The sequence below is a fragment of the Planobispora longispora genome (assembly GCF_016863135.1).
In the GTDB taxonomy this organism is placed as follows: Bacteria; Actinomycetota; Actinomycetes; order Streptosporangiales; family Streptosporangiaceae; genus Planobispora; species Planobispora longispora.
Genome location: NZ_BOOH01000049.1, coordinates 147,550 through 173,457 on the forward strand (window position 1 = coordinate 147,550; position 25,908 = coordinate 173,457).

General features: G+C 73.1%; 27 protein-coding genes. 11 read left to right on the forward strand and 16 right to left on the reverse strand.

The window, feature by feature from the left end; translation table 11 throughout:
* Nucleotides 1-160 precede the first annotated feature (160 nt).
* Nucleotides 161-2,149: an ATP-dependent DNA helicase gene (locus tag Plo01_RS29865; RefSeq protein WP_203894082.1), complete on the forward strand. Its 1,989-nt coding sequence runs from the start codon at nt 161-163 to the stop codon at nt 2,147-2,149.
* Between the two features lie 160 nt (nt 2,150-2,309).
* Nucleotides 2,310-3,299, forward strand: coding sequence for a hypothetical protein (locus Plo01_RS29870; protein WP_203894054.1), 990 nt, complete (start codon nt 2,310-2,312; stop codon nt 3,297-3,299).
* A 33-nt stretch (nt 3,300-3,332) separates the two neighbouring features.
* Here Plo01_RS29870 and Plo01_RS29875 read toward each other — a convergent pair whose 3' ends face one another.
* The 7 genes from Plo01_RS29875 to Plo01_RS29900 form a co-directional block, all read right to left on the reverse strand.
* Nucleotides 3,333-4,124 (reverse strand): SGNH/GDSL hydrolase family protein, encoded by a 792-nt coding sequence (locus tag Plo01_RS29875; protein ID WP_203894055.1) that lies wholly within the window; start codon nt 4,122-4,124, stop codon nt 3,333-3,335.
* 131 nt (nt 4,125-4,255) lie between these two features.
* Complete coding sequence (aroQ, locus tag Plo01_RS29880) at nt 4,256-4,687, reverse strand: type II 3-dehydroquinate dehydratase (protein WP_203894083.1); 432 nt, start codon at nt 4,685-4,687, stop codon at nt 4,256-4,258.
* 90 nt (nt 4,688-4,777) lie between these two features.
* Entirely contained in the window at nt 4,778-5,854 is a 1,077-nt protein-coding gene (gene aroB / locus Plo01_RS29885; protein WP_203894056.1) for a 3-dehydroquinate synthase, read from the reverse strand.
* The gene (locus Plo01_RS41130; RefSeq protein WP_275415436.1) at nt 5,851-5,976 is read right to left on the reverse strand and encodes a hypothetical protein; all 126 of its coding nucleotides are present in this window, start codon (nt 5,974-5,976) and stop codon (nt 5,851-5,853) included. Before Plo01_RS41130 ends, aroB begins: the two co-directional genes overlap by 4 nt.
* Nucleotides 5,973-6,476, reverse strand: a complete 504-nt coding sequence (locus Plo01_RS29890; RefSeq protein WP_203894057.1) for a shikimate kinase — start codon at nt 6,474-6,476, stop codon at nt 5,973-5,975. Before Plo01_RS29890 ends, Plo01_RS41130 begins: the two co-directional genes overlap by 4 nt.
* A gap of 21 nt (nt 6,477-6,497) precedes the next feature.
* On the reverse strand, nt 6,498-7,676 hold the full coding sequence (aroC, locus tag Plo01_RS29895; RefSeq protein WP_203894058.1) for a chorismate synthase: 1,179 nt from the start codon (nt 7,674-7,676) through the stop codon (nt 6,498-6,500).
* A gap of 90 nt (nt 7,677-7,766) precedes the next feature.
* Nucleotides 7,767-8,117: a VOC family protein gene (locus Plo01_RS29900; protein ID WP_203894059.1), complete on the reverse strand. Its 351-nt coding sequence runs from the start codon at nt 8,115-8,117 to the stop codon at nt 7,767-7,769.
* Between the two features lie 131 nt (nt 8,118-8,248).
* Between Plo01_RS29900 and Plo01_RS29905 the strand changes: the two genes are divergently transcribed.
* The 4 genes from Plo01_RS29905 (at nt 8,249) to Plo01_RS29920 (ending at nt 10,729) form a co-directional block, all read left to right on the forward strand.
* Nucleotides 8,249-8,959 carry an MOSC domain-containing protein gene (locus tag Plo01_RS29905; protein ID WP_203894060.1) on the forward strand — a complete coding sequence of 237 codons (711 nt, stop codon included), beginning with the start codon at nt 8,249-8,251 and terminating at the stop codon, nt 8,957-8,959.
* A gap of 78 nt (nt 8,960-9,037) precedes the next feature.
* Nucleotides 9,038-9,931, forward strand: a complete 894-nt coding sequence (locus Plo01_RS29910; protein WP_203894061.1) for a DUF4429 domain-containing protein — start codon at nt 9,038-9,040, stop codon at nt 9,929-9,931.
* 25 nt (nt 9,932-9,956) lie between these two features.
* Nucleotides 9,957-10,157, forward strand: coding sequence for a helix-hairpin-helix domain-containing protein (locus tag Plo01_RS29915; protein ID WP_203894062.1), 201 nt, complete (start codon nt 9,957-9,959; stop codon nt 10,155-10,157).
* Nucleotides 10,154-10,729: a hypothetical protein gene (locus tag Plo01_RS29920; RefSeq protein WP_203894063.1), complete on the forward strand. Its 576-nt coding sequence runs from the start codon at nt 10,154-10,156 to the stop codon at nt 10,727-10,729. Before Plo01_RS29915 ends, Plo01_RS29920 begins: the two co-directional genes overlap by 4 nt.
* Nucleotides 10,730-10,772: 43 nt before the next feature.
* On the opposite strand, the gene Plo01_RS29925 is transcribed toward Plo01_RS29920, so the two are convergent.
* Both Plo01_RS29925 and Plo01_RS29930 read right to left on the reverse strand, forming a co-directional pair.
* Nucleotides 10,773-11,282, reverse strand: coding sequence for a GNAT family N-acetyltransferase (locus Plo01_RS29925; protein ID WP_203894064.1), 510 nt, complete (start codon nt 11,280-11,282; stop codon nt 10,773-10,775).
* 185 nt (nt 11,283-11,467) lie between these two features.
* Nucleotides 11,468-12,280, reverse strand: coding sequence for a prepilin peptidase (locus tag Plo01_RS29930; protein ID WP_203894065.1), 813 nt, complete (start codon nt 12,278-12,280; stop codon nt 11,468-11,470).
* A gap of 185 nt (nt 12,281-12,465) precedes the next feature.
* Between Plo01_RS29930 and Plo01_RS29935 the strand changes: the two genes are divergently transcribed.
* The 3 genes from Plo01_RS29935 (at nt 12,466) to Plo01_RS29945 (ending at nt 15,873) form a co-directional block, all read left to right on the forward strand.
* Entirely contained in the window at nt 12,466-13,458 is a 993-nt protein-coding gene (locus Plo01_RS29935) for a hypothetical protein (RefSeq protein WP_203894066.1), read from the forward strand.
* Nucleotides 13,437-14,453 carry a cation:proton antiporter gene (locus Plo01_RS29940; RefSeq protein ID WP_203894067.1) on the forward strand — a complete coding sequence of 339 codons (1,017 nt, stop codon included), beginning with the start codon at nt 13,437-13,439 and terminating at the stop codon, nt 14,451-14,453. Before Plo01_RS29935 ends, Plo01_RS29940 begins: the two co-directional genes overlap by 22 nt.
* A gap of 148 nt (nt 14,454-14,601) precedes the next feature.
* Complete coding sequence (locus tag Plo01_RS29945) at nt 14,602-15,873, forward strand: lipase family protein (RefSeq protein WP_203894068.1); 1,272 nt, start codon at nt 14,602-14,604, stop codon at nt 15,871-15,873.
* An 84-nt stretch (nt 15,874-15,957) separates the two neighbouring features.
* Here Plo01_RS29945 and Plo01_RS29950 read toward each other — a convergent pair whose 3' ends face one another.
* On the reverse strand, nt 15,958-16,548 hold the full coding sequence (locus tag Plo01_RS29950) for an SseB family protein (protein WP_203894069.1): 591 nt from the start codon (nt 16,546-16,548) through the stop codon (nt 15,958-15,960).
* Nucleotides 16,549-16,694: 146 nt separating this feature from the next.
* Here Plo01_RS29950 and Plo01_RS41135 point away from each other — a divergent pair, with 146 nt between their 5' ends.
* Entirely contained in the window at nt 16,695-16,820 is a 126-nt protein-coding gene (locus Plo01_RS41135; RefSeq protein WP_275415437.1) for a hypothetical protein, read from the forward strand.
* Nucleotides 16,821-16,824: 4 nt separating this feature from the next.
* On the opposite strand, the gene bar is transcribed toward Plo01_RS41135, so the two are convergent.
* Together bar and Plo01_RS29960 are read right to left on the reverse strand one after the other, a co-directional pair.
* A complete protein-coding gene (gene bar / locus Plo01_RS29955) occupies nt 16,825-17,916 on the reverse strand; it encodes a barbiturase (RefSeq protein WP_203894070.1) in 1,092 nt (363 codons plus the stop codon).
* A gap of 33 nt (nt 17,917-17,949) precedes the next feature.
* Nucleotides 17,950-18,858, reverse strand: a complete 909-nt coding sequence (locus Plo01_RS29960) for a carbamate kinase (protein ID WP_239317320.1) — start codon at nt 18,856-18,858, stop codon at nt 17,950-17,952.
* A gap of 317 nt (nt 18,859-19,175) precedes the next feature.
* On the opposite strand from Plo01_RS29960, the gene Plo01_RS29965 reads away from it, so the two are divergent.
* Complete coding sequence (locus Plo01_RS29965; RefSeq protein WP_203894071.1) at nt 19,176-20,066, forward strand: esterase/lipase family protein; 891 nt, start codon at nt 19,176-19,178, stop codon at nt 20,064-20,066.
* Here the strand turns inward: Plo01_RS29965 and Plo01_RS29970 are convergent.
* The 4 genes from Plo01_RS29970 to Plo01_RS29985 all read right to left on the reverse strand — a co-directional run.
* On the reverse strand, nt 20,059-20,799 hold the full coding sequence (locus Plo01_RS29970) for a thioesterase II family protein (RefSeq protein ID WP_203894072.1): 741 nt from the start codon (nt 20,797-20,799) through the stop codon (nt 20,059-20,061). The two genes, Plo01_RS29965 and Plo01_RS29970, sit on opposite strands and share 8 nt — an antisense overlap.
* Nucleotides 20,796-21,005, reverse strand: coding sequence for an MbtH family protein (locus Plo01_RS29975; protein ID WP_275415438.1), 210 nt, complete (start codon nt 21,003-21,005; stop codon nt 20,796-20,798). Before Plo01_RS29975 ends, Plo01_RS29970 begins: the two co-directional genes overlap by 4 nt.
* Nucleotides 21,005-24,943, reverse strand: coding sequence for a non-ribosomal peptide synthetase (locus Plo01_RS29980; RefSeq protein WP_239317321.1), 3,939 nt, complete (start codon nt 24,941-24,943; stop codon nt 21,005-21,007). The genes Plo01_RS29975 and Plo01_RS29980 overlap by 1 nt, the downstream gene beginning before the upstream one ends.
* Before the next feature lie 95 nt (nt 24,944-25,038).
* The coding region (locus tag Plo01_RS29985) for a condensation domain-containing protein (RefSeq protein ID WP_239317323.1) at nt 25,039-25,908 on the reverse strand (870 nt) is incomplete at its 5' end.

The window sequence follows — 25,908 nt, forward strand, 5'->3', positions numbered from 1 at the left end:
GCGGGTACGGTTGACTGCCGTGCCGACCGACGCCCTCACCCCCGCCGAAGCCCCCGCCGAGACCCCCGCCGGGACCTCCGCCGACGTCTCCGCGGGAACCCCCGCCGAGCCCTCCGCGGACGCCTCCGCCGGGGCCTCCCGGAGAGCCTCGGCCGCGGATCTGCCCCCGGTCGACGAGCTGCTGCGGGTGGCCGTCGAGGCCGTCGGCGGCGTCGAACGGCCGGGCCAGATCGCGATGACCGCGGCCGTGCAGCGGGCGATCGACTCCGGCGACCACCTGGCCGTCCAGGCGGGCACCGGCACCGGCAAGTCCCTGGCCTACCTGGTCCCCTCGATCCGGCACGCGATGACCTCCGAGGGCGCCGTCGTCGTCTCCACCGCCACGATCGCGCTCCAGCGCCAGCTGGTCGACCGCGACCTGCCCCGCCTGGCCAAGGCGCTGGCCCAGGTCCTCCCGCACGAGCCGACGTTCGCGATCCTCAAGGGCCGCCGCAACTACCTGTGCCGCTACAAGGCCGCCGCGGGCTGGCCCGACGACGAGCAGGACCAGCTGTTCGACCCGCGCGAGGTGAGCGCCACCGGGCGGATGGTCCAGCGCATCCAGGAGTGGGCGGAGGAGACCGAGACCGGTGACCGCGACGAGCTGGTCCCGGGCGTCAACGAGCAGGCCTGGCGGCAGTTCTCGGTGAGCTCCAGAGAGTGCCTGGGCGCGCAGCGCTGCCCGAGCGGGATGGAGTGCTTCGCCGAGCTGGCCCGCGCCCGCGCGGGCGAGTCGGACGTCGTGGTGACCAACCACGCGCTGCTGGCGATCGACGCGATGGAGGACCTCCCGCTCCTGCCGGAGCACGAGGTCGTCATCGTCGACGAGGCCCACGAGCTGGTCGACCGGGTCACCTCCGTGGTGAGCGGCGAGCTGTCGGACGGCATGGTCAGCGTGGCCGTCAGCCGGGTCGGGCGGCTGATCGAGCAGGGCGTCTCCGACCGGCTCCTGCAGGCCGGCGAAGACCTGAAGGCGCTGCTGGCCGCCGCTCCCCCCGGACGGCTGGACGAGCTGCCCCAGGTTCTCGGCCTGACCCTCGCCCTGGTCCGTGACGCGGCGTGGGCCTGCATCACGGCGCTGGGCCCCCGCAACTCCGGCGACAAGGACGACCCGGAGGGCGCGGGGCTGCGCAAGGCCGCCTTCACCGCGCTGGACGAGGTCCACGACACCGCCCAGCGGATGCTGGACGCCTTCGGCCACGCCGAGGAGATCGACCGGGCCGAGGTGGTCTGGCTGGACGGCGCCACCGAGCGTCGCCCGCCCATCCTGCGGGTCGCGCCGCTGACGGTCGCCGGGATGCTCCGCGACAAGCTGTTCGGCGACCGCACCGTCGTGCTGACCTCCGCCACGCTCGCGCTGGGCGGCACGTTCGACGGCCTGGCCCGCCAGTGGGGCCTCGGCTCGGGCCCGAGCTCCCGTGACGGGGACGGCGACGGGGGCAGGGACTGGTCCGGCATGGACGTCGGCTCCCCCTTCGACCACGCGCGCAGCGGCATCCTCTACGTCGCCAAGCACCTGCCCCAGCCGGGCCGCGACGGCCTGCCCGAGGAGTACCTGGAGGAGATCACCGAGCTGATCGAGGCCGCCGGAGGCCGCACCCTCGGCCTCTTCTCCTCGATGCGCGCGGCCAAGGCCGCCACCGAGGCCCTGCGCGACCGGCTGAGCGTGCCGCTGCTGTGCCAGGGCGACGACTCCACGATGCTGCTGGTCAAGCAGTTCGCCGAGGACGAGCCGACCTGCCTGTTCGGCACCCTGTCGCTCTGGCAGGGGGTGGACGTGCCCGGCCCCTCGCTCCGGCTGGTCATCATCGACCGCGTCCCGTTCCCCCGCCCCGACGACCCGCTGAGCTCGGCCCGGCAGCGTCACGTCGCCGCCAAGGGCGGCAACGGCTTCATGGCGGTCGCCGCCACCCACGCCGCCCTGCTGCTCGCCCAGGGGGCCGGGCGCCTGCTCCGCAGCCAGCACGACAAGGGCGTGGTCGCGGTCCTCGACCCCCGTCTCGCCACCGCCCGCTACGCCGGGTTCCTGCGGGCCTCCCTGCCGCCCTTCTGGCCCACGAACGATCCGGCCAAGGTCCGGGAGGCGCTCAGGCGCCTGTCGGCGTCGTGAGGGCCGCCGTCACGAGATCTCCCTGAACGAACCCGGCGCGGTTTACGTCTGACCCTACGGACGAGAAGCCGGCCGTCCCGCCTCCCGGCTCCTCGGCCGTCATCGCATCCGGTCCGGAGACGCCGACGCCGTCGGCAGGACGTCAGAGGGGGATTCGGTCATGGACCTGGCCGGCACCGACATCTGGGGACGCGCGATCGCCCTGCTCGAAGAGCCGATCTTCGCTGTCCTGCTCGCCGTGTTCCTGGCCTTCCTCGGCAGCCAGGCGGGGTGGCGGCTGGTCAAGCTGCTGCTGTTCTGCGGGGCCGTGGGAGCCCTCGTCTGGGCGATGGTCAGCTATCCCTCGGTCGGGGAGGCCGCCGGGGCGATCGCCGGCGCCGTCGCGACGATCGTGTTGTGGCTCATCGCCGCCGTCACGGTCATCGTCCTGGCGGTGCTCGCCGGCGTGCTCGTCATGTACGTCAGGGCGGAGCCCGCCGCCGGGGCCGACCTCCGCCCGTCCTTCCCGCGCGGGGCCGGGCGGCGCCGGTGGCCGTCCCACCCGGACGTCCGGGGTCTCCGGGAGGACCTGAACGGCTGGGAGGACCCGGAGGTCCGAGGCATCCAGGACGGCCTGGACGATTGGGAGGACCCAGACGCCCGAGGCATCCGCGACGGCCTGGACGATGAGGACCGGGATGATCCGGCCGGCTCACCGGACCCGCTCCTGGAGCGGGACCTCCGGTTCGGCGAGCTGATGGAGCGGCTCACCGAGGTCCTGCCCGACGTCGACGACGTCGACGACGACAACCTCGTGCGGATGATCGCGGGCATCGCCAGGATCTACTTCTCAGGTCTCTCCTCGCGCATGCTGCCGATCAAGGCCCTGCACGCCGCGTGCGACGCCGAGATCGAGAACCTCGCCACCGTCCTGGAGTCGGCCGACGACGGCATCGACCTCGGCATCGAGCCGCAGCGGCTGCGGAGGATCGCCCGCACCCGGGTCTTCCTGCCCGGCAAGGCCGAGTGGACCGCGCTGACGGAGGAGGAGGGCGTCCCCTATCCCGTCCTGCGCCTGTTCCTCCTCAACCGCAGGTGGCGGGAGGTCGGGACGGTCTTCTACAAGTGCCACTTCTGCCGTTCGCTCCTGGCCGACCGGCTCGATCACTGAGCGTCCGGCCGTCCCGTACGGCAGCGCGGACGATCACTCGGCGAACGGCTTGAGGTCCGGGCGCTTGGGGTCGAGGTCGTCGCCGGAGGAGCGTCCGCGCAGGCGGCGCACGACCCACGGCCCCAGGTGCGTGCGCACCCACTGCACGTCCTCGCGGCGCTTGGCCCGGGGGTCCACGTTCTCGCGGGGCGGCCAGGTCACCCGCCAGTCGTCCTCGCCGGGAACGCCGAGGACCTCGCACACCCTGGCGGCCACGATCCGGTGGCCCTCCTCGTTCATGTGCAGGCGGTCGTCGCTCCAGGCCCGCCAGTCCCGCAGGCCCTGCATCGACCACTGGTCGACCAGGCGGCAGCCGTACAGGTCGGCGATGGACCGCACGTGCAGGTAGAAGGTCGCGAAGGTGCCGCGGGCCCGGCGCATGATCGGAGTGTCACGCGGGTCCACCCCGGTGAACAGCAGCACCTCGGCCCCGGTGGCCCGCAGATCCCGTACGGCCCCCGCCAGCTTCTTGGCCATCCGGTCCGGGTCGCTGCCCGGCCGGAGCAGGTCGTTTCCCCCGGCGCAGAAGCTGACCAGATCAGGGCGCATCTCCACGGCGACCGGGACCTGGTCGGCGACGATCTGGTCGATGAGCTTGCCGCGCACGGCGAGGTTGGCGTAGCGGAACTCCGGCTCGAGCGCGGCCAGGCGCTCGGCCACCCGGTCGGCCCAGCCGCGGAAGCGGCCGGCCCCGGCCGGGCCGACGGCGTCGCCGTCCACGGCGGGGTCGTTGAGCCCCTCGGTGAAGCTGTCACCGAGAGCGACGAAGGAGCGATAGCGCGTCACGGATCCCCCGGTCCTGCGATCGCGGCGCTCAGCCGCAACCGGTCATTCGTCTACAAAAAGTACAAATTTCAATTTATGGGGAGAACTTACACCTCGTAGGCCCGGGCGCCTCAGCCGCCCCGCCCGGCCGCTCAGGCGGCGTCGGCTATGGCCCGCAGCGCCAGGACGTAGGAGGAGAGACCGAACCCGGCGATGGTGCCGGTGGCCACCGCGGCCACCACCGAGGTGTGCCGGAACTCCTCCCGCGCGGCCGGATTGGAGATGTGCACCTCCACCAGGGGCGCGGTGCGCTGGGCGATGGCGTCGCGCAGCGCGTAGGAGTAGTGGGTGAACGCCGCCGGGTTCAGCACGACCGGGATCCTGGCGTCGGCCGCCTCGTGCAGCCAGGCCACCAGCTCCGCCTCGTCGTCGGTCTGCCTGACCTCCACCGACAGGCCCAGCTCCCGGCCGGTCTCCCGGCAGAGCGCGGCCAGGTCGGCGAAGGTCTCCGCGCCGTAGACGTCGGGCTCGCGGGTGCCGAGCCGGGACAGGTTCGGGCCGTTGAGAACGTAGACGCGCCTCATCTGGTTACTCACCGCTCCTCACTCGCCGCGCGGGCGAATCGTCCTTCGCCGCCCGCTCCGCTCGCCGCGTCGGGGCCGCCCCCGGCCCCGTCATCGGGCGACCGCGCGGTAGGCGGCTTCCAGCAGATCCTCCGGCGGGTTCTCCAGCGGGGACACTTTGGCCAGGTCGTCCAGGACGACGAAGCGCAGCGTGGCGCCCCTGCTCTTCTTGTCCAGCCGCATGTGATCGCGGAGCGCGGACCAGGCCTCCCGGCGGTAGGCCGTGGGCAGGCCGACCGAGCTCAGGATGGACCGGGTGCGCTCCACGACCTCGGGGCCGATCCGGCCGTCCAGGCGGGACAGCTCGGCGGCGTAGACCATGCCGATGGCGACGGCCTCACCGTGGCGCATCCGGTAGTCCTCGACCCGCTCGATGGCGTGGGCCAGGGTGTGGCCGTAGTTGAGGATCTCTCTCAGCCCGCCCTCGCGCAGGTCGGCGCCGACGACCTCGGCCTTGATCCGGATCTTCCGCTCGATCAGCTCCCGGGTGTGCCGCCCCTCGGGGAGCCGGGCGCCCTCGGGGTCGGCCTCGATGAGGTCCAGGATCACCGGGTCGGCGATGAAGCCGCCCTTGATGATCTCCGCGAGGCCGCCGACGTAGTCGTCGCGGGGCACCGAGACCAGCGTGGCCAGGTCGCACAGGACCCCGGCCGGCGGGTGGAAGGAGCCCACGAGGTTCTTGCCCTCGGGGGTGTTGATGCCGGTCTTGCCGCCGACCGCGGCGTCCACCATGCCGAGCAGGGTGGTCGGGACCTGCACGACCTTGACCCCGCGCAGCCAGGTGGCGGCCACGAAGCCGGCCAGGTCGGTGGTGGCCCCGCCGCCGACGCCGACCACGGCGTCGGACCGGGTGATCCCGTAGCGGCCGAAGGCCGACCAGAGCTCGGCGGCCACCTCGACGGTCTTGGCCTGCTCGGCGTCGGGCACCGGCAGCGCCACGACCTCGTATCCGGCCGCCTCGATCGCGCCGCACACCGGGCGCGCGATCTCCGGCAGGCTCGCCGGGTGCACCACCGCGACGGTGCGGACCTTCGGCCCGAGCAGCCCCGGCAGCTCGCCGAGGACCCCGGTGCCGATCACCACGTCGTACGGCGCCTCACCGGGGACCGGGATCCTGGTCACCGTCATCGCCGCACCTTCTTCAGATTCGCCGCCGCGGCCGCTCCCGCCGCCCCTGCCGTCCCCGCCACGCGCGCCAGCCGTGCCAGCCGCTCCAGGCGCGCCGTCACGGGCGCCTCGCCCCCGCTCATGCGCCCAGCCCCTCGACGATCTCGTCCGCGATCTCGCCCGGCCCGCGCCCGTCGGTCGCGACCTTGACGGCGGCCAGCTCCTCGTAGATCGGGCGACGGGCGTCCATCAGCTTCTTCAGCTGGCTGCGCGGGTTGAGGACCAGCAACGGCCGGGCCGAGCCCAGGCCCACCCTGGACACCGCCTGCGACAGGCCGACCTCCAGGTAGACCACCGGGCGGCCGGTCAGCAGCTCCCGCGTCGCCTCGGCCAGGATCGCGCCGCCGCCCAGCGACAGCACCCCGTCGTGCTCGGCCAGCGCCCGCCGTACGGCCTCCGCCTCCAGCTCCCGGAAGCGCTCCTCCCCGTCCTCGACGAAGATGTCGCTCACCGGCTTGCCCGCCACGGCCTCCACGTCGGCGTCGGTGTCGCGGAAGGCGACCCCGAGCCGCTCGGCCAGGAGCCTGCCGACGGTGGTCTTGCCCGATCCGGGGGCGCCGATCAGCACGGCACGCGGCCCCATTGCAGCTCCCGATCCGCTCATTTACTTGATCACCATTGAGGAGAGGTATCCGGACAGGTTGCGGGCGACCTCCTCGACGGAGTCGCCGCCGAACTTCTCGATCGCCGCGTCGGCCAGGACCAGCGCGACCATCGCCTCGGCGACGATCGCGGCGGCCGGGACCGCGCACACGTCGGAGCGCTCGTGGTGGGCCTTGGCGGCCTCCCCGGTCAGCACGTCGATCGTGGCCAGCGCCCGCGGCACGGTGGAGATCGGCTTCATCGCGGCGCTGACGCGCAGCGGCTCGCCGTTGGTCATGCCGCCCTCGACGCCGCCGGCCCGGTTGGTGATGCGGCGGACGCCGTCGGGGGTGTTCTCGATCTCGTCGTGGGCGCGGGAGCCGGGGCGGCGCGCGGTCTCGAAGCCGTCGCCGACCGCGACGCCCTTGATCGCCTGGATGCCCATCAGCGCCGCGGCCAGCCGCGCGTCGAGGCGGCGGTCCCAGTGGGTGTAGCTGCCCAGGCCCGGCGGGAGGCCGTAGGCGATCACCTCGACGACGCCGCCGAGGGTGTCGCCGTCCTTGTGGGCCTTGTCGATCTCGGCGACCATCGCGGCGCTGCCGGCCGGGTCGATGCAGCGCACCGGGTCGGCGTCGACGGCGTCCATGTCGCCGGGGCCGGGCACGACGCCCTCGGTCGTCTGCGCCGCCCCGATCGAGACGACGTGGCTGACGATCTCGACGCCGAGGGCCTGCCTGAGGAAGTTCCTGGCGACCTGGCCGAGGGCGACGCGGGCCGCGGTCTCGCGGGCGCTGGCCCGGTCGAGCACCGGGCGGGCGTCGTCGAAGCCGTACTTCTGCATGCCGGCGAGGTCGGCGTGGCCGGGCCGGGGGCGCGAGCGCGGCGCGTTGCGCGCCTGGCCCTCCAGCACCGCCGGGTCCACCGGGTCGGCGGCCATGACGGTCTCCCACTTGGGCCACTCGGTGTTGCCCACGCGGACGGCCACCGGGCTGCCGAGCGTGCGGCCGTGCCGTACGCCGCCCACGACGGTGACCACGTCCTGCTCGAACTTCATCCGGGCGCCGCGGCCGTAGCCCAGGCGGCGCCGAGCCAGGGCACGGTCGATGTCGGCCGTCGTCACCTCCACCCCTGCGGGCAGTCCTTCAAGGATCGCGACGAGCTCAGGGCCGTGGGACTCTCCGGCGGTCAACCAGCGCAACATGGGGACAAGTCTTCCACGTGCCGCCCACTGGAATGGTCCCAGCTCACCTGATGAGACATCGGCCGCCGGACACGACCTGCCGGACGCCGCTCAGCGGCGGGCGCCGAGCACGCAGAACTCGTTGCCCTCCGGGTCGGCCAGGACGACCCACGGCTGCACGCCCTGCCCCACGTCGGCCGGGCGCGCGCCCAGCGCCAGCAGCCGCTCGACCTCGGCGTCCCGGTCGTCGGGCCGGAAGTCCAGGTGGAGGCGGTTCTTGACGGTCTTGGACTCGGGGACGGGCACGAAGAGCAGCCCGGGCAGGCGATCGGGTTCCGGGCGGATCTCGAACTCGTCGCTCGCGTCGTTGACGACCTTCCAGCCGAGCGCCTCGGCCCACCAGCGGCCCAGGGACGCCGGATCGGCCGCGTCCACGATGACCTGTTCCCATTCCAAGCTCATGATCGCCCCTATGCCCCGCCCCGGCCGGTTCATGTGAACCGGCCGACCGATCCCCGGCCGTGGGGGACGGTCCGCCGGGGCGCCCGGTGGACGAATGATCGCGATCACCGTCCTGCGGTAGCGTCTCGCCCGTGGCGATCACCATGGGAACGGTCGAGCGGATCTGGCGGTATCCGATCAAGTCGACGGGCGGTGAGCTGCTGGAACGGGCGCACGCCGACACGCGGGGCATCGTCGGCGACCGCCTGTTCGCGGTGCGCGACGCGGAGGGGAAGTTCGGCTCGGGGAAGAACACGCGCCGCTTCCGCCGGATGGACGGCCTGCTCCGGCTGCGCTCCCGCTACCGCGACGGGGCCGAGTGGCCCGAGCTGCTGGATCCGTACGGCGCCGCCGTACCGGACGCCACCGCCTATCTCCGCCGCCACCTCGGCCGTGACGACGTCGAGCTGGCCCGCGAGGCGGAGATCTCGCACTTCGACCAGCTCCCGCTCAGCGTCCTGACCACCGCCACCCTCGACTGGGTGCGCGCGGCCGTCCCCGGCGTCCCGGTCGACGAGCGCCGCTTCCGGCCGAACCTCCTCCTGCGCACCCCGCCCGGGACCCGCCCGTTCGTGGAGGACGAGTGGCTGGGGCGCGGGGCACTGATCGGCGGCACGCTGCGCGTGGAGCTCGTGCGCTCCAGCGAGCGGTGCGTGATGGTCAACGAGGCCCAGCAGGACCTCCCCCACTCGCCGCTGGTGCTGCGGGCCATCGCGCGCTCCCACGACATGCGGCTGGACGCGCTGGCCACGGTGGTCGCGCCGGGACCGGTACGGCTCGGCGACCCCGTCACCCTGTTCTGAGGCCGGGTTCCGACTGCTTCGCCCCAGAGGGGACGGGGGCACATCGCAGCACACCGGAAATGTCCTATGGTGACGGGCATGACCGAGATCTTGGTCCCGGAGGGGGCGTGGACGTTCGACGGCGAGGTCCTGCGGATCGTGCCGGGCGGAGACGACGTCCACGAGCTGCGCAGGACGCTCGGCGAGCTGGCCGTCCCCCTCGCGGCCATCGGCGGCGTGTCGTTCGAGCCGTCACGCAAGGGCGGCGGCGTCCAGCTCCGCCTGCGGCCGGGCGCGGACCCGCTGACCGACGTGGTCGCCGGGCGGCTCACCGGCTCCGCCGACCCCTACCGGCTGGCCGTCCCCAAGGATCGCACCGGGGCGGCCGAGTACCTCGTCGACGAGGTGCGCACGGCCCTGATGCTGGAGCAGGTGCCGAACGGCCCCGCCGAGGCTTTCCTGCTGCCCGGCCCCGCCGTCCCGGTGTCGGCCTCGGCGGGCGACGGCACGGTCAGCTTCGACGGCGAGCGGATCCGCCTGGAGTGGACGCTGTTCGCCGCCTCGGGCAAGGAGTCGGCGGGCCCGCAGGCGTTCTCGCTGCCGGACGTGGAGGGCGTGGAGTGGGCCCCGCAGCACGGCCTGGGCTACGGCTTCCTCCGCTTCCGGCTCAAGGGCGGCCCGCCCGCCAGGGCGCCGGAGAAGGACGTGCACTGCCTGGCCTGGGGCGTGCAGCGCTACGGCGGCACGACCGCCCTGGTCGCCGCCGCCGTGCTGGCCCGGCTCGCGCGCCTGCGCGCGGAGCCGCCCGCGCCGCCGGCCGGCCAGTCCGGTGGGCAGGACGCGCTGCTGCGACGCGTCGCCGAACTGGAGAGTCACGACACCGTGATCCGGCGGCTGGGCGAACTCGGCGAGCTGCACCGCTCGGGCGTGCTCACCGACGACGAGTTCACCGCGGCCAAGCGCTCCCTGCTGCGCCGCCTCGAGGACGGGTAATCCCAGGACCGGAGGAAGGAGAACCATGGGAACCGCGGAGAACGATCTGCCGAACATAGGCGCCCCGGCCCGGGGCGCGCTGGAGGCCGCGGGCTACACCCGCCTGGAGCAGCTCGCCGGCGTCACCGAGGCCGAGCTCCTCGCGCTGCACGGCGTGGGACCGAAGGCGGTGCGCATCCTCCGCGAGACCCTCGCCGGGCGCGGCCTCTCCTTTCGAACGCCGTGACGCTGGACATGACGCTGGAGGACCAGCTCGCGGCGCTCGCCGGACTCGGCCTCGGCCTCGCGCCCGGCAGGAGCGTGGAGGAGCTGCTGCACTCGTTCCCGCGCGAGGAGTACGAGCACGAGCCGTTCACCCTGCTGCTGTTCGTGCTGGGCATCGAGGTCGAGGCGGAGCCGTGGGGGCGCCGGTTCTCCGACCGCGTGTGGAACTTCGACACCGAGTGCGTCGAGGGCCCCGGATCGTACGTCCGGATCGCCCGGCAGCTCTGCCGGATCGCGGGCCGGCCCGACGCGCTGACCGACCTGCGCGACCATGTCGACCTCGGGACCGGCGAGGCCTGGATCGAGTACACCGCCGGCGGCCGGCGGCGGCGCTGGACCGCCGACGTCGACGACGACTGGGCCGACCCCCTGGTCGTCTCCTATCTGATGGGCGAGCTGGAGGACGGCGACCGCAGGTTCCACGCCATGGACAACGGTCAGGCGTCGGTGCTGATGCTTCTCGACGACGACCAGGCTCGCCGGCTGAACGAGCTCATCGGCGAAGAACTGGTGGTGCCGGCCCTCCCCGCCTGACGGAACGACTCTTTGACGCCCGGAATCCGGCGTTTCTCCGGGATCAGACGCCGAAGGGCGGAGGGTAGGCGATGACGCCGCTCGGCACCGGGAGGGTCTCGTCGAACACCAGCGCCATCATCGCCTCGTCGGGGACCTCGAAGGGCGGGCGGATCCCGTACGCGGACGCCCGGGTGAAGCCGAACCGGGGGTAGTAGGCGGCGTGGCCCAGCACCAGGACGAGGTTCTCCCCCATGGCGCGGGCGGTCTCCAGACCGGCGCGGATCGCGGCCGATCCCGCGCCCTGCTTCTGGCGGCGGGGCGGGACCGCGCAGGGACCCAGCGCCAGGGCCGGGGCGTCGCCGACGTGGCAGCGGGTGAGCAGGGCGTACCCGGCGACGGCGCCGTCGCCGTCCACCGCCACGATGGACAGGCCGGGGATCCACGCCGGGTCGGCGCGCAGCGCCTCGACGAGGTCGGCCTCCAGCGGGGTGGGGAACGCCTCCAGGTTGACCCGGCGGATCGCGGGGAGGTCCCGCTCGCTCTCCGGCCGGGTGATCCACGTACGGGACATGAGGGGAGTCCTCCTGCGGGGAACGGCATCACGACGACCGGTGTCCACCACCGTTCTACCGCACTCCGGGCCGGGCTTCCCGCCGGATGACGGGAGCCCGGCCGTCGCGTCCTCCCGTCCGGCTCCGGCGCTCCCCGATCACGCTCCGGCGTCCGCTCCCGGGGCTCCCGGCCGTACGGGATCGGTCAGGAGAGGATCACGGCGAAGGCACCGATGATCATGAAGGGGCCGAAGGGGAACTCGCTCTTGCGGCTCCCCCGGCGCAGGGCGATCAGCGCCGCCCCGTAGAGCGCGCCCGCCAGGAGGCCCAGGAACGCCCCGGCGATCAGGGCGTCCCGGCCGAGCCAGCCGAGCCCGACGCCCAGGGCAGCCGCGAGCTTGACGTCGCCCAGGCCCATCCCGGCCGGGTTGACCAGGAAGAGCAGCAGGTAGAAGGCCGCCAGCGCGAGCCCGCCCAGTCCCGCCCCGAGCAGGTCCCGCCATCGTCCCCCGGTCGCGGCGGCCACCGTCAGCAGCCCTGCGGCGCCCAGGCCTGCGGCGAGGGTGAACCGGTCGGGCAGCCGCCGTACGGCCAGGTCGACGAAGGCGAGCACGGTGCAGAGCACGGCCAGCCAGCAGAAGGCGAGCAGCTCCGCGAGCTCCGCCAGTTGCGCGGCTTCCGTCGCCCACGCGGCCCAGGCGACGCCGGGCAGGGGCGCCGCCGCCCCCGGCGCGGTCCCGCCCGCCGCGGCCTTCCAGGCGAGCGCCCCGAGCAGCAGCGCCGTGACGGCCTCCACCGTCAGCGGGGGCGGCCCGAGCCGTACGGAGCAGTCCCGGCACCGGGCGGCGACGGCCGCGCGGAGACCGGAGCCGCGCGCGCCGGGCAGCGGGGCCGTGCAGGAAGGGCAGCCGGACCGGAGCGGTCCCCCCTCGGCCACCGAGTGGCGCACCACCGGGGCGCGCGCGCACAGGCCGATCAGCAGCCCGGCGAGGGCCGCCGCGAGGGGGAGGATGGCCACCGACCGACCATAGCCCGGCCGGACTCTCCGCGTCCGCGCCGGGCGCCGAACGGGTGGCGGGACGTGTGACGTCCGGAGTAGACATAGGACCCCAGGAGTAGACGTATGACCTCAGGAGTCATTGACGGCCACAGAGCCGATCATGGACGCTGATGCCACTTCCGCCGGGAGAAGGGCCGGATCGCGTGGACAGGGATCGCTTCGCACGACTCCCCGCGGTCATCGCGTCCCTCGTCCTGCTGCCCGTGCTGCTGGAGATCCTCGCCTGGTACATCGAGGGCGAGGACTACAACGTCTCCCGCGCCGTCACGGTCGTCGTCGTGATCCTGTCCCTCGCGCTGATCGCCACGGTGCTCGGCCGGATCCGGGCCCGGCTCCCGGTGCTGATGGTGATCGCGCTGACGGTCACCGCGGCCGGGGAGGGCGTCCTGGGGTTCGCCGCCGCGTTCGGCCCGGTCCTGGGGCGGGGCGGCATCCCGGGCGAGCTGCACGGGCTGATCACCACGGGGGTGAGCGCCTTCGCCTTCACCACCGGCGTCTACCTGCTCATCCAGTACAACAGGGGCCTCTACCTGCCCTACCTCGACGCCGGGGTGGGCCCGATGCCCACCGCCACCAAGCGGAAGGTGATCGGCGAGTCGGAGATCCTGATCCGCACCATGCCGGGCATCGGCCCGTCGGTGGAGAAGTCGGTCGGCAGCTGCGTCGCCATGCTCGACCAGGACGACCTGCACTTCGTCGCCTACTACGCCGACGGGCGCTGCTGCTTCTACACCGACGTGCTCGACGACGCCGACCTGGCGCACTTCTTCCACGAGACCGACCAGGAGCAGCGCAGGGGGATCTACCTGAAGGCCGGCCATCAGCTCAACTGGCTCACCGGGCGGCTCAACCGGCAGCTCCGGCGGATCGAGGGCGGCATCCTCATCCGCACCGTCCTCGACGTCGAGCGCGGCGCGCTGTACTTCTACTGGGTCGACGAGACCCGGTATCTGATCGGCGTGACGCTCGACCAGCGCAAGGTGGACGTCGCCGACGACAAGATGGCGAAACTGGTGGACACGATCCGCGGTCACTTCACCCTTCCCCCCATCAACCAGCGGGAACGCCCCCGGGAGCGCGGGGGCCATCTGCGATCCATCCAAGGGAGCGAGTCTTGGCCCGAATCGGGCTCCTGATCGTCGTCGTCGGCCTCGGCTGGCTCGCCGCCGAGCTGGGAGGGCTGAGCGGGCTGGAGAACTCCTCCGCCTACGTGCTGTTCAGCAGCCTGCTGCTGGCCGTCGGCCTGTACGGCAGCACGCACGGCATCGACCGCGCCGAGGCCCGGGAGCACACCCGGCTGATCGTGCTGGCGGTCACCGTCGGGGTGATCCTCAAGACCGCGTTCATCGCCGGGGTCGTCTACCTGGTCTCGCAGGACCCGCGCGCCCTGATCATGGCCGTGGTGGTCGCCCAGATCGACCCGCTCTCGGTCGCCTCCGTGATGCGGGACGACCGCCTCTCCGCCCGGGCCAAGACGATCCTGGGAGCCTGGTCCTCCTTCGACGACCCGGTGACGATCATCCTGGCGGTGTACGCCGCGGCGCTGGTGAGCGGCTCGGAGCACGGCGGGCAGGCGGCGGCCTACTTCGCCGACCTCGGGCTGAACGCTCTGTTCGCGCTGGTCGCCTACCTGGTGTGGCGGCTGGTCAGGAACGCCCCGCCGGTGCTGAGCTACGTGGCGGCGGTGACCGCGGTCGTGTCGGCCGCGTGGAGCTCGCTCATGCTCGGCCTGGCGGCCGCCGGGCTCTATCTCCGGCTGCCCGACTCACGCTGGCTGGCCCGCGCGGTGAGCGCGGCGTTCGCGCTGTCGGCGTTCCTGATGGGGCTGCTGCTGGTGGGCGGGGCGAACATGGGCATGGGCGTGCTGCTCGGGCTGGCCGCCTTCGCCGCCCAGATGCTGGCGGCGCTGGTGCTCACCCACGGCCTGCCGGCGATCGACCGGATCCATCTCGGCCTGGCCCAGCAGAACGGGGTGACCGCAGTGATCCTGGCCCTGGTCTTCGAGCGCGACTTCGGCGGCTTCATCGCGGTGATCGCCCCGGCGATCCTGACGATCAACCTCGTCCACGTCGTGGCCAACCGGACCGCCGACGCCTGGGGGCCTCAGCGGCATCTGCCGTCCACCCGGTAGCGACCCCGGGCACCCGGGAGTGCGGCCTTACCGAGCAGGCGCAGAATTTTGCCGGACATAAATAATTATGTCCGATTTGTCTTATAGCGTGATTCTTGTCGGTGAGTCCATGCTCCATCCTTCCGGAGGAGCCGGGGAGGCGATCACGGTGAGCGCTTCGCTGCTCTTCGTGCACGGCACCGGCGCACGGGACGTCTCCGGCCTGCTCTCCCGGATCCGTGACGGTCTCGCAGCCCTGGACGTGGACTGCGACAGAGTGATCGCCGCAGAGTGGGGACGCGCCGTCGGCCCGCAGGCGCTCGACATCGACGCGGCGCTGCCGGTAGAGAGCGACGGGCTCTCCGCCGAGGACATCCTGGAGAAAACCGGGGACCTCCTGGAGGAAGACGAGATCGGCCAGGCCGCGATCGACATCGTGAGCTGGGAGCTGCTCGTCGCCGACCCGCTGCTGGAGCTGCGGATCCTCGCCGAGACGGCCCCTCGTGACAAGACCTCGCTCTCTCCCGGTGAGGTCTCCCCCGGTGCGCTCTCTCCCGGTGCGCTCTCCCCCGCGGAGCAGATCAGCGGCCGGCTCCGCGGGACGATCCCCGCCGAGGGCCCGATAGCCGAGGCCGGCGTATCCGTCGAGACGGTGCGCGAGGCCATGGAGTACGTCGCGGCCCGCGGCCATGCCGGGCAGGCCGCCGTCCGGCTCGGATCCGCCGACCACCCGGAACTGGTGGAGGCGGTCGCGCGTGCGGTGGTCGCCCGCGTGCTCGGCGCGTGCCTCACCCTTGAGATCCCGCCCCGCATCTGCTCCGACGCGGCCACCCGTGATCGGGTCGTCGACGTCGTCGCGACCGCGGTGACGTCGCATGAGAGGTCGTTCGTAGCCGGTCAGGCGCTGAAGATCCTCTCCCCCCTGGTGACCCGCCTCGCGATACGGCGCCGCGCCGCGTTGCTGGAACCCATAGCCGGCTTCGCCCGCGATGTCGCGTTCTATCTCCGCCGCGGCGCGGTGATCCGCGAACACATCACCCGGACGCTCGGCGAACTGCCCGGCGGGCGACCCGTCGTGCTGCTCGGGCACAGCCTGGGCGGGATAGCCGCGGTGGACCTGCTCGCCGGCCGGACCATGGATCCCCGCGTCAAACTCCTCGTCACCGTCGGCAGCCAGGCCCCGCTGCTGTACCTCATGGACGCGCTCGACACGCTCACCTACCGGGCCGAGGGAATCAGCACGCGTCCCTTCACCCCCTGGCTGAACATCTACGACCCGTCGGACCTGCTCTCCTTCCTGGCCGGGCCGGTGTGGCCCGGCGAGAGCGGCATCGCCGACGAGCGCGTCGACTCCGGGGCCTCTGTCTTCGCGGCGCACAGCGCCTACTGGGGGAACCCCCGGGTGTACGACCTGATCGCCGAGCGCTGGCCCGGGGGCTGAGACGGGAGAACCGGCACGGCCCACGCCCGGGTCCTCAGCGGAGCCGTCCCGGCGGGCGGGCCGTCAGGTTCACCTCAGGAGCGATCAGGTCCGCCTCCGGAGCGGCCAGCCGAAGCGCCGGCGCCTGGGGGCCTCAGCGGCCGTATGGGCGTCGTGGGGCTCATGGGCCTCCGCCATCCGCGCCACGGTGATTCCCGGGACCTCCGCGCCCAGCTGATCGACCGTCCCCGACTCCACGGCGGCGAACGCCGCCAGCACTCCGCCCTCGATCACGAACGGCGCCGGGCCCGCCACGTCGATCACCACGGCCGCGGCGTTCTCGTGCGCGGCCGCCTGGCAGACCTGCGGAACGGTGGCCTGGATGGGGCGGGCGTCGGGGCGCCAGCGCGCGAGCGTCTCGGCCCCGGTGAAGGCGAGCACCGCCTCCCGGCCGTCCTTGCCGACGAGCTTGGGGAGGGCCATCTCGCTCTCCTTCTCCTGCCTGAGCCCGTGCTCGCCGACCTCGGAGCTGGTCAGCAGGGCCACCACCGGGACCAGCAGCCGGGCTCCGCTCAGGGCGGAGATCACCTCGGCGGGGTCCGCCGTACCGGCGGAGAAGGCCGCGAGCGCGGACGCCACGGCGGCGTCGGCGCCGCCGTCGTCGTCGGGGACCAGGGGCTGCGGAATGCTCGGCACGAACCCGGAGCCTACCGGGGGCGTCGGAAGAGTGGGAACGCGTGGGGCCGGTGTCCCGGAGTCCCGGAAAAGTCGGGACACGGGACCCATGCGGCCGGGTCCGGGCGCGAGACAGGATCCTCTCATCGGACGGAGGAGGGCAGGTCATGATGGAGACGGCCGAGGGCGGCGCGCGGTTCGAGGAGTCGCGGATCACGCGGGCGGTCCGGTACGCGGTCGAGGCCCTGGCGTTCACCGCGACTCTCGTGATCGTCTACCTGGTGTGGGGGTGACGGGTCAGCCGAGGTCGGCGATGGCGGCCACCGGGCCGCCGCCGCTGGGACCCTGGTGCACCGCGGCGACGGAGACGAACACGGCGGGGTCGCCGGTGACCGAGGCCGCCACGCCGCCGACGGCGGCCTTGATCTGGCGGTGCCAGTGCACGTCGGAGTCGTCGAGCATGATGTTGCGGCGGCCCCGGACGCTGCCGGAGGGGTCGGCCTCGCACTTCATGAAGACGTTGACCAGGCGGCCCTCCAGGTCGGAGGGGTGGGGGCGCTCGGGCAGCTCGATGCCGCTGGAGCGGATCGCCTCCCAGATGCCGTCGGCGTCCAGCGCGTCCTTCATGACCGAGTGACCGATGCGGTAGCGCCCGCCGATGCCGCGGACGTTGCCGACGACCACGATCTGGGCGCGGTCGAGCTCGACCCCGCTGGAGCAGGACGCCACCGAGGAGTACAGCGACAGGTCGCGGTGGATCTGCTCGGCCGAGGGCATCTCGATCTCGCCGAGGGCGACGGCGATGCCGAGCGCGGTGGTGGAGTTGGAGATGTCCATGGACGGGCCGGTGTCCTCGGTCACCACGTCCTTCCCGCGCGACTTGGCGTCGTTGATGGTGGCCAGGGTCAGCAGCGGCGTCTTGGTCTGCACGTAGTGGACGTCGGCGGGGTCGTCGATGCCGGCGATCTTCATGGCCTCGCGGACCCCGGCGGCGACCTTCTCCACCATGGCGGGACGGCCGATGTCCTCGGGCAGGATGACCTCGCTCATCGCGATGCCGACGCTGACGCGCGGTTCGTCGCCCGGCTCGGCGTCCGCGGTCGTGGCGAAGATCGTGGCGTGCGGGCTGAGAACGCCGTCGGTGCCGCCGGACCACACCAGGGGCACGCTCTCCGGCGACGGGTGGCCCTTGGCCGCCAGCACCTCGCGGAAGGCGCGGTCGGCCAGGATGCGGGTGTAGTCGTTCACCCCGCCGTTCCCCTCGGTCTTGCCGATCACCGCGAGCACCCGGTGCGCCTCGATGATCCCGTCGTCGATGAGCTTCTCCAGCCCGGAGGCGTCGGTCACGCTCTCGATGGTCACCTTGCGCACTTCGATCGGTTCCGGCATTCCAGCCACCTTCCAACCTTCCAGTCGGTCGTCTTACTTTCGCACGACGGTTCCGGCCTGCCCGGCGACCGCCGCCGCGATGTTCTCCAGCGAGGTGATGACCGCCCGGTTCCCGCCGTGCTCGACGAAACGCAGGGCGGCCTCCACTTTCGGGCCCATGCTGCCCTCGGCGAAGTGCCCGGCCGCCTGCAGCTCGCGGAGCTCGGCGACGGTGATCGCGCCGATCGGGCGGGCGTGCTCCGTGCCGAACCCCACGACGGCCTGCGGCACGTCGGTGGCGATCACCAGGACGGCCGCCCTGACCGTGCGGGCCAGCAGGGTCGCGGCCAGATCCTTGTCGATGACGGCCTCGACGCCGGTCAGCCGCCCCTCGCGGTCGCGGACCACGGGCACTCCCCCGCCGCCCGCCGCCACCACGACGAACCCGGCGGCCATCAGCGCGGCCACCGCGGGCGCGTCGAGGATCTGCAGCGGCTCCGGGGAGGGGACCACCCGGCGCCAGCCGCGCTCGAAGCACCGCCACGTCTGGCCGAGCTCCATGAACCGGCGGGCCTCGGCCTCGGTGAAGTAGCGGCCGATCGGCTTGACCGGATCGCGGAAGGCCGGATCGCCGGGGTCGACGAGCGTGCGGGTGACCACGACGGCGGCGCGGCCTTCGAGCGCGTTGAGGATGAGCGTGCCGATCGTCGCCTGGGTCTGCGCCCCGCACCAGTCGAGCGGCACCGGCGGCACCACGTCCGCGGCGAGCTGGTTCTTCAGCAGCAGGTTGCCGACCTGCGGGCCGTTGCCGTGGGTGAGGACGACCTGGTGGCCCGTCGCGATCAGCGCGGCGGCATGGCGCATCGCCTCCGTGACCGCGCGGCGCTGGTCCTGCGGAGAGGCGCTGCCGTCGGAGGCCGTCATGGCGTTGCCGCCGAGCGCGATCACCACACGTTCACCCACAGGGTGACGGTAACGGCCCGCCCGCCCGGCCTCATGGGCACTTCCCGCCCAAGGAGCCGCGTTTCTTCGGCAGAACTCACCGGATGGCCGTCCGCGGTTCCTGTCCGGGGACGTGCGGCCCCGACCTGGCCGTCCATCCGGGGAGGATCCTTCCGGCCCTTCCGCTACCGGATCGCGGTGCACGTCCTCATCTTCGTCCTCGTGGTGGGTTTGTACGGCGATGCCAAGTTCGCCGGGGAAGCGGCGCGGCCGGACCATAGACCCCGGGAGGAGTCACGGGACAAGCTGCCCTTCTGGATTCCTCCGGAGGAGAGATCGTGGGACAGCTCCGTCTCGGTCAGATCGCCGTGGTCATCCTGTGCGCCGCAGTCGGCCTCGCGGTTCTCGTCTTCGCCGCCGACACGCTGCTGAACCGGGAGACGGCGTCCGGGCCGGACGGGCGGCCCAGGACCGACCGGGTCGCCGACGCCAGGCGGATGGCCTCCGAGGGACTGGGCGAGGCCAACGACTTCGGCTGCCGCCCGCGCGAGAGCACGCCGTACCCGGTGGTGCTGGTGCACGGCGCCAAGAGCACCGGGGCGGTCACCTGGCCGGTGGCGGCGCCGTACCTGAGCAAGCAGGGCTACTGCGTCTTCTCCTTCGACTACGGGTGGAGCCGGTCGATCAGGGAGTCGGCGGAGGCGCTGGGGATCTTCGTGGAGGGGGTGCTGCAGGCCACCGGGGCGGAGAAGGTGGCGATCGTCGGGCACAGCCTCGGCGGGGTCGTGCCCCGGGCCTACATGCGCTTCGACGGCGGGGCGGGGAAGGTCGCGGAGCTGATCACGCTGGGGGCGCCGCACCACAAGATCACTAAGGAGCTGGGCAAGAGCTGCGGGTGGGAGACCGTCTGCGACGAGCTGCGCTCGGACTCCGACCTGATGAAGGCGCTCAACGCCCCGTCCATGGTCGAGCCCGGCGTGAGCTACACCGCCCTCGGGCTCGAGGCCGAGCAGGAGGCCGCCTCCACCTTCATCGAGGGCCCGCGGGAGCAGGTCAGCAACCGCCTGCTCCAGGACGACTGCCCGCTCAAGGGACTCGTCGAGGGCGCCATCGGGCACAACCTGGAGACGTTGGACCCGGTCATGCTCTCCTACGTCAACAAGGCGCTGGAGGTCTCCGGGCCGCTGCCCGAGGACTACCGGCCGGACTGCTTCGCTCTGATCATCTGAACGTCCCGTTCAGCGTCTGGACGACCTCGGCGACCACCCGCTCCCGCAGCGGCTGCAGGTAGAAGTGGTTGCCGGGGAAGACCGCCAGGGAGAAGTCCGAGACGGTGCACGCCTCCCACGCCTTGCCCTGGGCCGCCGTGACGACCGGGTCGGCGTCGCCGATGAGGACCGAGATCGGGGTGCGCAGCGGGGGGCCGGGGCGGGAACGGTGGTTCTCGATCAGCCGGAAGTCGCCGCGGACGTAGGGGAGGATGAGCTCCCGCATCGCCGGGTGGGTGAGGATCTCCGCGTCGGTGCCGCCCAGCCGGGTGAGCTCGGACACCAGGCGGTCGTCGTCGTGCTCCGACAGGCGGCGGTCGTCCCTCCGGATCTCGTGCGGCGCCCTGCAGCCCGACACGAACAGCCGGACCGGGCCGAGCCCGCGTTCCTCCAGCAACCGCGTGACCTCGTAGGCGAGCAGCGCGCCCATGCTGTGCCCGAACAGCGCGAAGCGCCGGTCCAGCAGCGGGACCGTCTCGGCGGCGATCTCGGCGGCCATGGACTGGAAGCTCTCCGGGAACGGCTCGCCGAACCGGTCGGCCCGGCCGGGGAGCTGCACGCCGTGCAGTTCGACGGACTCGGGCAGCAGCGCGGGCCACTCGCGGTAGGCGGTGGCCGACCCGCCCGCGTGCGCGAAGCAGACCAGCCGGGTGGCCGCCCGCGGCCGCGGCCGCGGGCAGCGCAGCCAGGTCATTCGCCCATCGCCTGGATCAGGCTCTTGGGGCGCATGTCGGTCCAGTTGGCCTCGATGTGCTCCAGGCACGCCTGGCGGGTGTCCTCGCCGAAGGCGACGGTCCAGCCCGCCGGGACCTCCGCCCAGGCGGGCCACAGGGAATACTGGCCCTCGTCGTTGATCAGGGCCAGGTAGGTCCCGTCGGGATTCTCGAACGGGTTGGTCATCACGGTTCCCTTCTGCGGAGCGCGGTTCCGAGCAGCGCGGCGATCTCCGCGGCCGGTCCGGGGTTGAGCATGCTCTCATGATCGCAGGCGACCGAGCGGTCCTCGATCATGCCGGTGACGTACGGCTTCCAGTCGGCGGCCGTCGGGCTGTCCGCCTCGCGGCCGTGGGCCGCGGTGACGAAGAGCACGTCCCCGTCGAAGACCCGGGGTTCGTACTCCTGGGAGATCTTCACACCATTCCGGTAGTTGCGGTAGACCGCCAGCAGGGTCGGTTCGTCGAGGGTGGCGTACCGGCCTCCCTGCGCCCGCACGAAGGCGACGATGTCGTCGATCTCCGCGGGCCCCCGGTAACCGACCGCGGCCAGCAGCTCGGACAGCACCTCCTGCTCGTCCGGGGTGCTCCTGCGGACCGGGCGCGGATAGGCGTCGAGGATCGCCAGCAGCGCGACCTCCTCGCCGCGCTCCCGCAGCTCGACGGCCATGGCGTGGGCGATCAGGCCGCCCATCGACCAGCCCGCCAGCCGGTACGGCCCGCGCGGCTGGACCCGGCGGAGCCAGGCGAGGTAGTCCCGGGCCATGGCCTCGATCGACGGGGCCGTGTAGTCCGGCTCGGACAGCACCCGCGCCTGGAAGGCGTAGACCGGCTGCTCCGGGCCGAGATGGCGGAGCAGGCCGGAGTACGGCCAGCCGAGGCCGGCGCCCGGGTGCACGCAGAACAGCGGCGGCGACGGCGACGCGGCGGACGCCGCGCGCAGCGGGAGCAGCACCTCCCGGCCCGAGGAGCCGCCGCGGACCAGGGCCTCGACGGTCTGCCCGGCGAAGACCTCGCGGGGGCTGATCTCCAGGCCCTCCCGGCGGGCGCGGGAGACGAGCTGGATGACCGCGATGCTGTCGCCGCCCAGGTCGAAGAAGCCGTCGTCGGCGCCGACCCGGTCCAGGCCGAGCACCTCGGCGAACAGGCGGCAGAGCCGCTCCTCCTCGGGAGTCCGCGGCGGCCTCCCGGATGCCGATACATCCGGCTTGGGGAGGGCCGCGCGGTCCACCTTGCCGTTCGGGGTGAGCGGGAGCGCGTCCAGGCCGATGATCACCTGCGGGACCATGTACTCGGGCAGGGTCTCCCCCGCGAACGCCCGCAGCTCGTCCGGCGCCGTTGCCGCGGAGTCCCTCACCTCCTCCGCCGGTGCGGTCCCCGCCCCCGGGCCCGCGGGGACCACGTAGGCGACCAGGCGGTTGTCGTGGACGGCCACCGACACCTGCGCGACCGAGGGATGCCGGGACAGCACCGCCTCGATCTCCCCCAGCTCGATCCGGAACCCGCGGATCTTGACCTGGAAGTCGGCCCGTCCCACGTACTCCAGCTCGCCGTCGCCGGTCCACCGGGCCAGGTCCCCGGTCCGGTACATCCGCTCGCCGGCGCCGTACGGGCAGGCCGTGAACCGCTCGGCGGTCAGCCCCGGACGGCCCAGGTAGCCGCGGGCCAGGCCCACACCCGACAGGTACAGCTCGCCGATCGCGCCCGGCGGGACCGGCCGCAGGAAACGGTCGAGGACGTGGGCCCGCATGCCGTCCATGGCCCGGCCGATGGGCGGCGCGGCGCCGTTCTCGGGAACCGCCTCGACGGCGTGGTAGGTGGCGTAGGTGGTGGCCTCGGTGGGGCCGTAGACGTGGCCGAGGACGGTGTCCGGGCACGCGTCGCGGACCCGGCGCATGGCCGCGGGCGAGGCGGCCTCCCCGCCGGTGAGGACCTCCGCGAGCGCCCCGAACGTGCCCGGCGCCTCCTCCGCGACCAGGTTGAACAGGGCGGTGGTGATGAACAGCGCGGTCAGGCGGTGTTCGGCGATCAGGCGCGCGAGCGTGACCGGGTCCAGCTCGCCGGACGGGGCGACGACGACCGTGCCGCCGGTCAGCAGCGGCACCCAGATCTCGTAGGTGGAGGCGTCGAAGGCGTGCGGCGAGTGCATCAGCACGCGCCTGTGCCGGCCGGTCCACCGGTGGTCCGCGGCCAGGGCGAGGACGTCGCGGTGCCGTACGGCCACGCCCTTGGGAGTGCCCGTCGAGCCCGAGGTGTAGATCACGTAGACGAGCTGGTCGGAGTGGATCTTCACGTTCGGGTCGTACTCCGGCACGTAGCGCACCTCGCCGCCGGCGCCCGGGACCGCCGGGGAGTCCGTCCGGACCACCGCGGCCGCGTGGGCGAAGCCGGGCTCGCGGTCGGTGACCAGGACGGGCGCGCCGGTGTCGGCCATCACCCAGCTCATCCGGTCGGGCGGGTAGCCGTGGTGGACGGGCACGTACGTCCCCCCGGCCTTGGCGATCGCCAGGGTCGTCGTGATCACCTCGGTCGAGCGCTCCAGCAGGACCGCGACCGGCGTCTCCGGTCCCACGCCCAGCTCGATCAGCCGGTGCGCGAGCCGGTTGGCCCGCCCGTTGAGCTCGGCGTAGGTGAGGGAGACCCCGTCCCCGGCGACCGCCTCGGCGTCCGGGGTCCGCTCCACCTGGTCGGCGAAGGCGCTGACGATGGTCGCGCTCTCCGCCGGTGCGCCCGTGGCCACGCCCGTCCCCCGGCCCGGGAGCGCGGCGGTCATGTCCGGTATATCCCGGTACGATCCGGTCTGCACTGGTATGACTTCCGCGCCCACCAGGGCGCGTTCCTCCGCGGAGAGGAGATCGAGCCGGGACAGCGGCAGGTCGGGGTCGGCAGCGACGATCTTCAGCAGCCGGGACAGCCGGTTGAGGACGGCGAGCGCGGCGGCGCGGGAGAAGACGTCCGGCTGATGGTCCAGCCGCAGGGACAGGCGCCGGCCGGGGACGACGGCCAGGGCGAGCGGATAGTGGGTGGCGTCGCTCCCCCCGGCCCCCAGCAGCCGCAGCCCGCCGCCGACCTCCGCCGCCGAGGCGTCCAGGGGATAGTTCTCCAGGACCGTCATGGTGTCGAACAGCGGGCCGGAGCCGTGCAGCCGCTGGATCTCGGCGAGACCGAGGTGGTGGTGGGGCAGCAGTTCGGCCTGCTCGGCCTGGATGCGGGTCAGGAGACCGGACAGGGTCTCCTCGGGGCGGAGCCGCACCCGGACCGGGAGGGTGTTGATGAACAAACCGATCATGCGCTCGACGCCGGGCAGCTCGGCCGGGCGACCGGAGACGGTGCAGCCGGAGACGACGTCGTCCCGGCCGGTCAGCAGGGCCAGCAGCAGCGCCCACGCCCCCTGGACCGCGGTGTTGAGGGTCAGGGAACGGGAGCGCAGGACGGCCGTGAGCCGGCCGGTGAGGTCCTCGCTGAGGTGGGCGCGGACGCGGCCGGGCTCCGCCGGGGGCCTGCCCGCCGGATCGGGGGCGACGAGGGTGGGACCGCCGAGGCCGCGCAGGGCGTGCTTCCAGGCGTCCGCGGCGGCGGCGCGGTCCTGCCGTACGAGCCAGGCCAGATAGTCGCGGTACGGCGGGGCGGACGGCGGCTCGGCCCCGGTGTAGAGGGCGAGCAGCTCGGCGGCGAGCAGCGGGGTGGACCACCCGTCGAGCAGGATGTGATGGTTGGTGAAGATCAGCCGGGTCCTGGCGGGCCCGGTCCGCACGAGGGCGACGCGCAGGAGCGGCGGCCGGGCCAGGTCGAAGCGGCGGGCCCGCTCCTGCGCGGCCACGGCGTCCGGGTCACCGCCGGAGATCTCCCGCCAGGGGACCTCGACGCGGCGGTGGACCAGCTGGACGGGCTCGCCGCCGACCCGCTGCCGGAAGGAGGCGCGCAGGTTGGGATGGCGCTCCAGCAGCCGGGCGACCGCGCTCCTGAGTCTGTCCGCGTCGAGGGGGCCTTCCAGGTCGAGCATGAGCTGGGCGGTGTAGACGTCGGGCGCGGCCTCGTCGAAGACCGCGTGGAAGTACAGGCCCTGCTGGAGCGGCGACAACGGCAGGATGTCCTCGAGCTGGGTTCCCGGACCCGCCGTGGACACCCGGCCCGCCTGCTCGGACGGGGACGTCGAACCGCTTGAGAACGTCGAACCGCTTGAGAACGTCGGACCACTCGGGGACATCGGACCGCTTGAGGTCATCGGGCGCTCCACTCCGCGTCGAGTTCCGCCGCGAACGCGTCGATCTCTTCCTGACTGATCGGGATCAGCAGGTCCGAAGGGGTCAGACCGCCGCCCGCGTGCGATGACAGGCCGGCGAGGGCGGCGAACCACGCTTCGGCCAGCTCCCTGACCCGTTCCTCGGTGTACAGCCGGCCCGCCCACGACCAGGTCGCCCGGAGCCGCGGCCCTTCGGGCGTGTCCCGGGTGAGGGCGTTGACCTCCAGGGCGTGCGGCAGCGCGAGGCCGGGCGCGTGACCGCCGCCGGCCGCGTCGGCCTCGGCCGCCGGGGACCAGTCCGCCTCAGCGGCGGCGTCCACCCGGCCGAGGTAGTTGAAGGCCAGTTCCGGGACGGGGTACCCGCCCAGCCGGGCGGCGGTGTCCGGGTTGAGGCGGCGCAGCAGGCCGTACCCGATGCCGTTGTCCGGGATCTCCCGGAGCTGCTCCTTGACCCGTTTGATCGCCCGGGCGGCGGTGGGGCCGCTCAGGTCGCTCCAGTCCGCCGGACCCGCGTCGAGCCGGACCGGGTACATGGTGGTGAACCAGCCGACGGTCCTGGACAGGTCCACTCCGGGGAAGATCTCCTCCCGGCCGTGTCCCTCCAGATCGATCAGGACCGGCTCCCGCCCCGTCCACCGGGCCACGGCCAGGGCGAGCCCGGCGAGCAGCACGTCGTTGACCCGCCCGTGGAAAGCGGCGGGGACGCTGGTGAGCAGCGGCTCGGTGACCTCGGCAGGCAGATCGAGCGTGAGATGCCCCTGGGTGCCGAAGGTGTCCTCGGCCGGATCCAGCCGAACCCCCGGAACGTCCTCACCGCCGCCCAGGATCCGGGTCCACAGATCGAGTTC

Excerpts from the sequence above, each read along its gene's own strand:
- Plo01_RS29870 (WP_203894054.1), top strand. The coding sequence starts at position 2,310 with ATGGACCTGGCCGGCACCGACATCTGGGGACGCGCGATCGCCCTGCTC.
- bar (WP_203894070.1), bottom strand. The coding sequence starts at position 17,916 with ATGCCGGAACCGATCGAAGTGCGCAAGGTGACCATCGAGAGCGTGACC.
- Plo01_RS29925 (WP_203894064.1), bottom strand. The coding sequence starts at position 11,282 with ATGTCCCGTACGTGGATCACCCGGCCGGAGAGCGAGCGGGACCTCCCC.
- aroB (WP_203894056.1), bottom strand. The coding sequence starts at position 5,854 with ATGACGGTGACCAGGATCCCGGTCCCCGGTGAGGCGCCGTACGACGTG.
- Plo01_RS29910 (WP_203894061.1), top strand. The coding sequence starts at position 9,038 with ATGACCGAGATCTTGGTCCCGGAGGGGGCGTGGACGTTCGACGGCGAG.
- Plo01_RS29975 (WP_275415438.1), bottom strand. The coding sequence starts at position 21,005 with ATGACCAACCCGTTCGAGAATCCCGACGGGACCTACCTGGCCCTGATC.
- Plo01_RS29970 (WP_203894072.1), bottom strand. The coding sequence starts at position 20,799 with ATGACCTGGCTGCGCTGCCCGCGGCCGCGGCCGCGGGCGGCCACCCGG.
- aroC (WP_203894058.1), bottom strand. The coding sequence starts at position 7,676 with ATGTTGCGCTGGTTGACCGCCGGAGAGTCCCACGGCCCTGAGCTCGTC.
- Plo01_RS29890 (WP_203894057.1), bottom strand. The coding sequence starts at position 6,476 with ATGGGGCCGCGTGCCGTGCTGATCGGCGCCCCCGGATCGGGCAAGACC.
- aroQ (WP_203894083.1), bottom strand. The coding sequence starts at position 4,687 with ATGAGGCGCGTCTACGTTCTCAACGGCCCGAACCTGTCCCGGCTCGGC.
- Plo01_RS29900 (WP_203894059.1), bottom strand. The coding sequence starts at position 8,117 with ATGAGCTTGGAATGGGAACAGGTCATCGTGGACGCGGCCGATCCGGCG.
- Plo01_RS41135 (WP_275415437.1), top strand. The coding sequence starts at position 16,695 with ATGATGGAGACGGCCGAGGGCGGCGCGCGGTTCGAGGAGTCGCGGATC.
- Plo01_RS29915 (WP_203894062.1), top strand. The coding sequence starts at position 9,957 with ATGGGAACCGCGGAGAACGATCTGCCGAACATAGGCGCCCCGGCCCGG.
- Plo01_RS41130 (WP_275415436.1), bottom strand. The coding sequence starts at position 5,976 with ATGAGCGGGGGCGAGGCGCCCGTGACGGCGCGCCTGGAGCGGCTGGCA.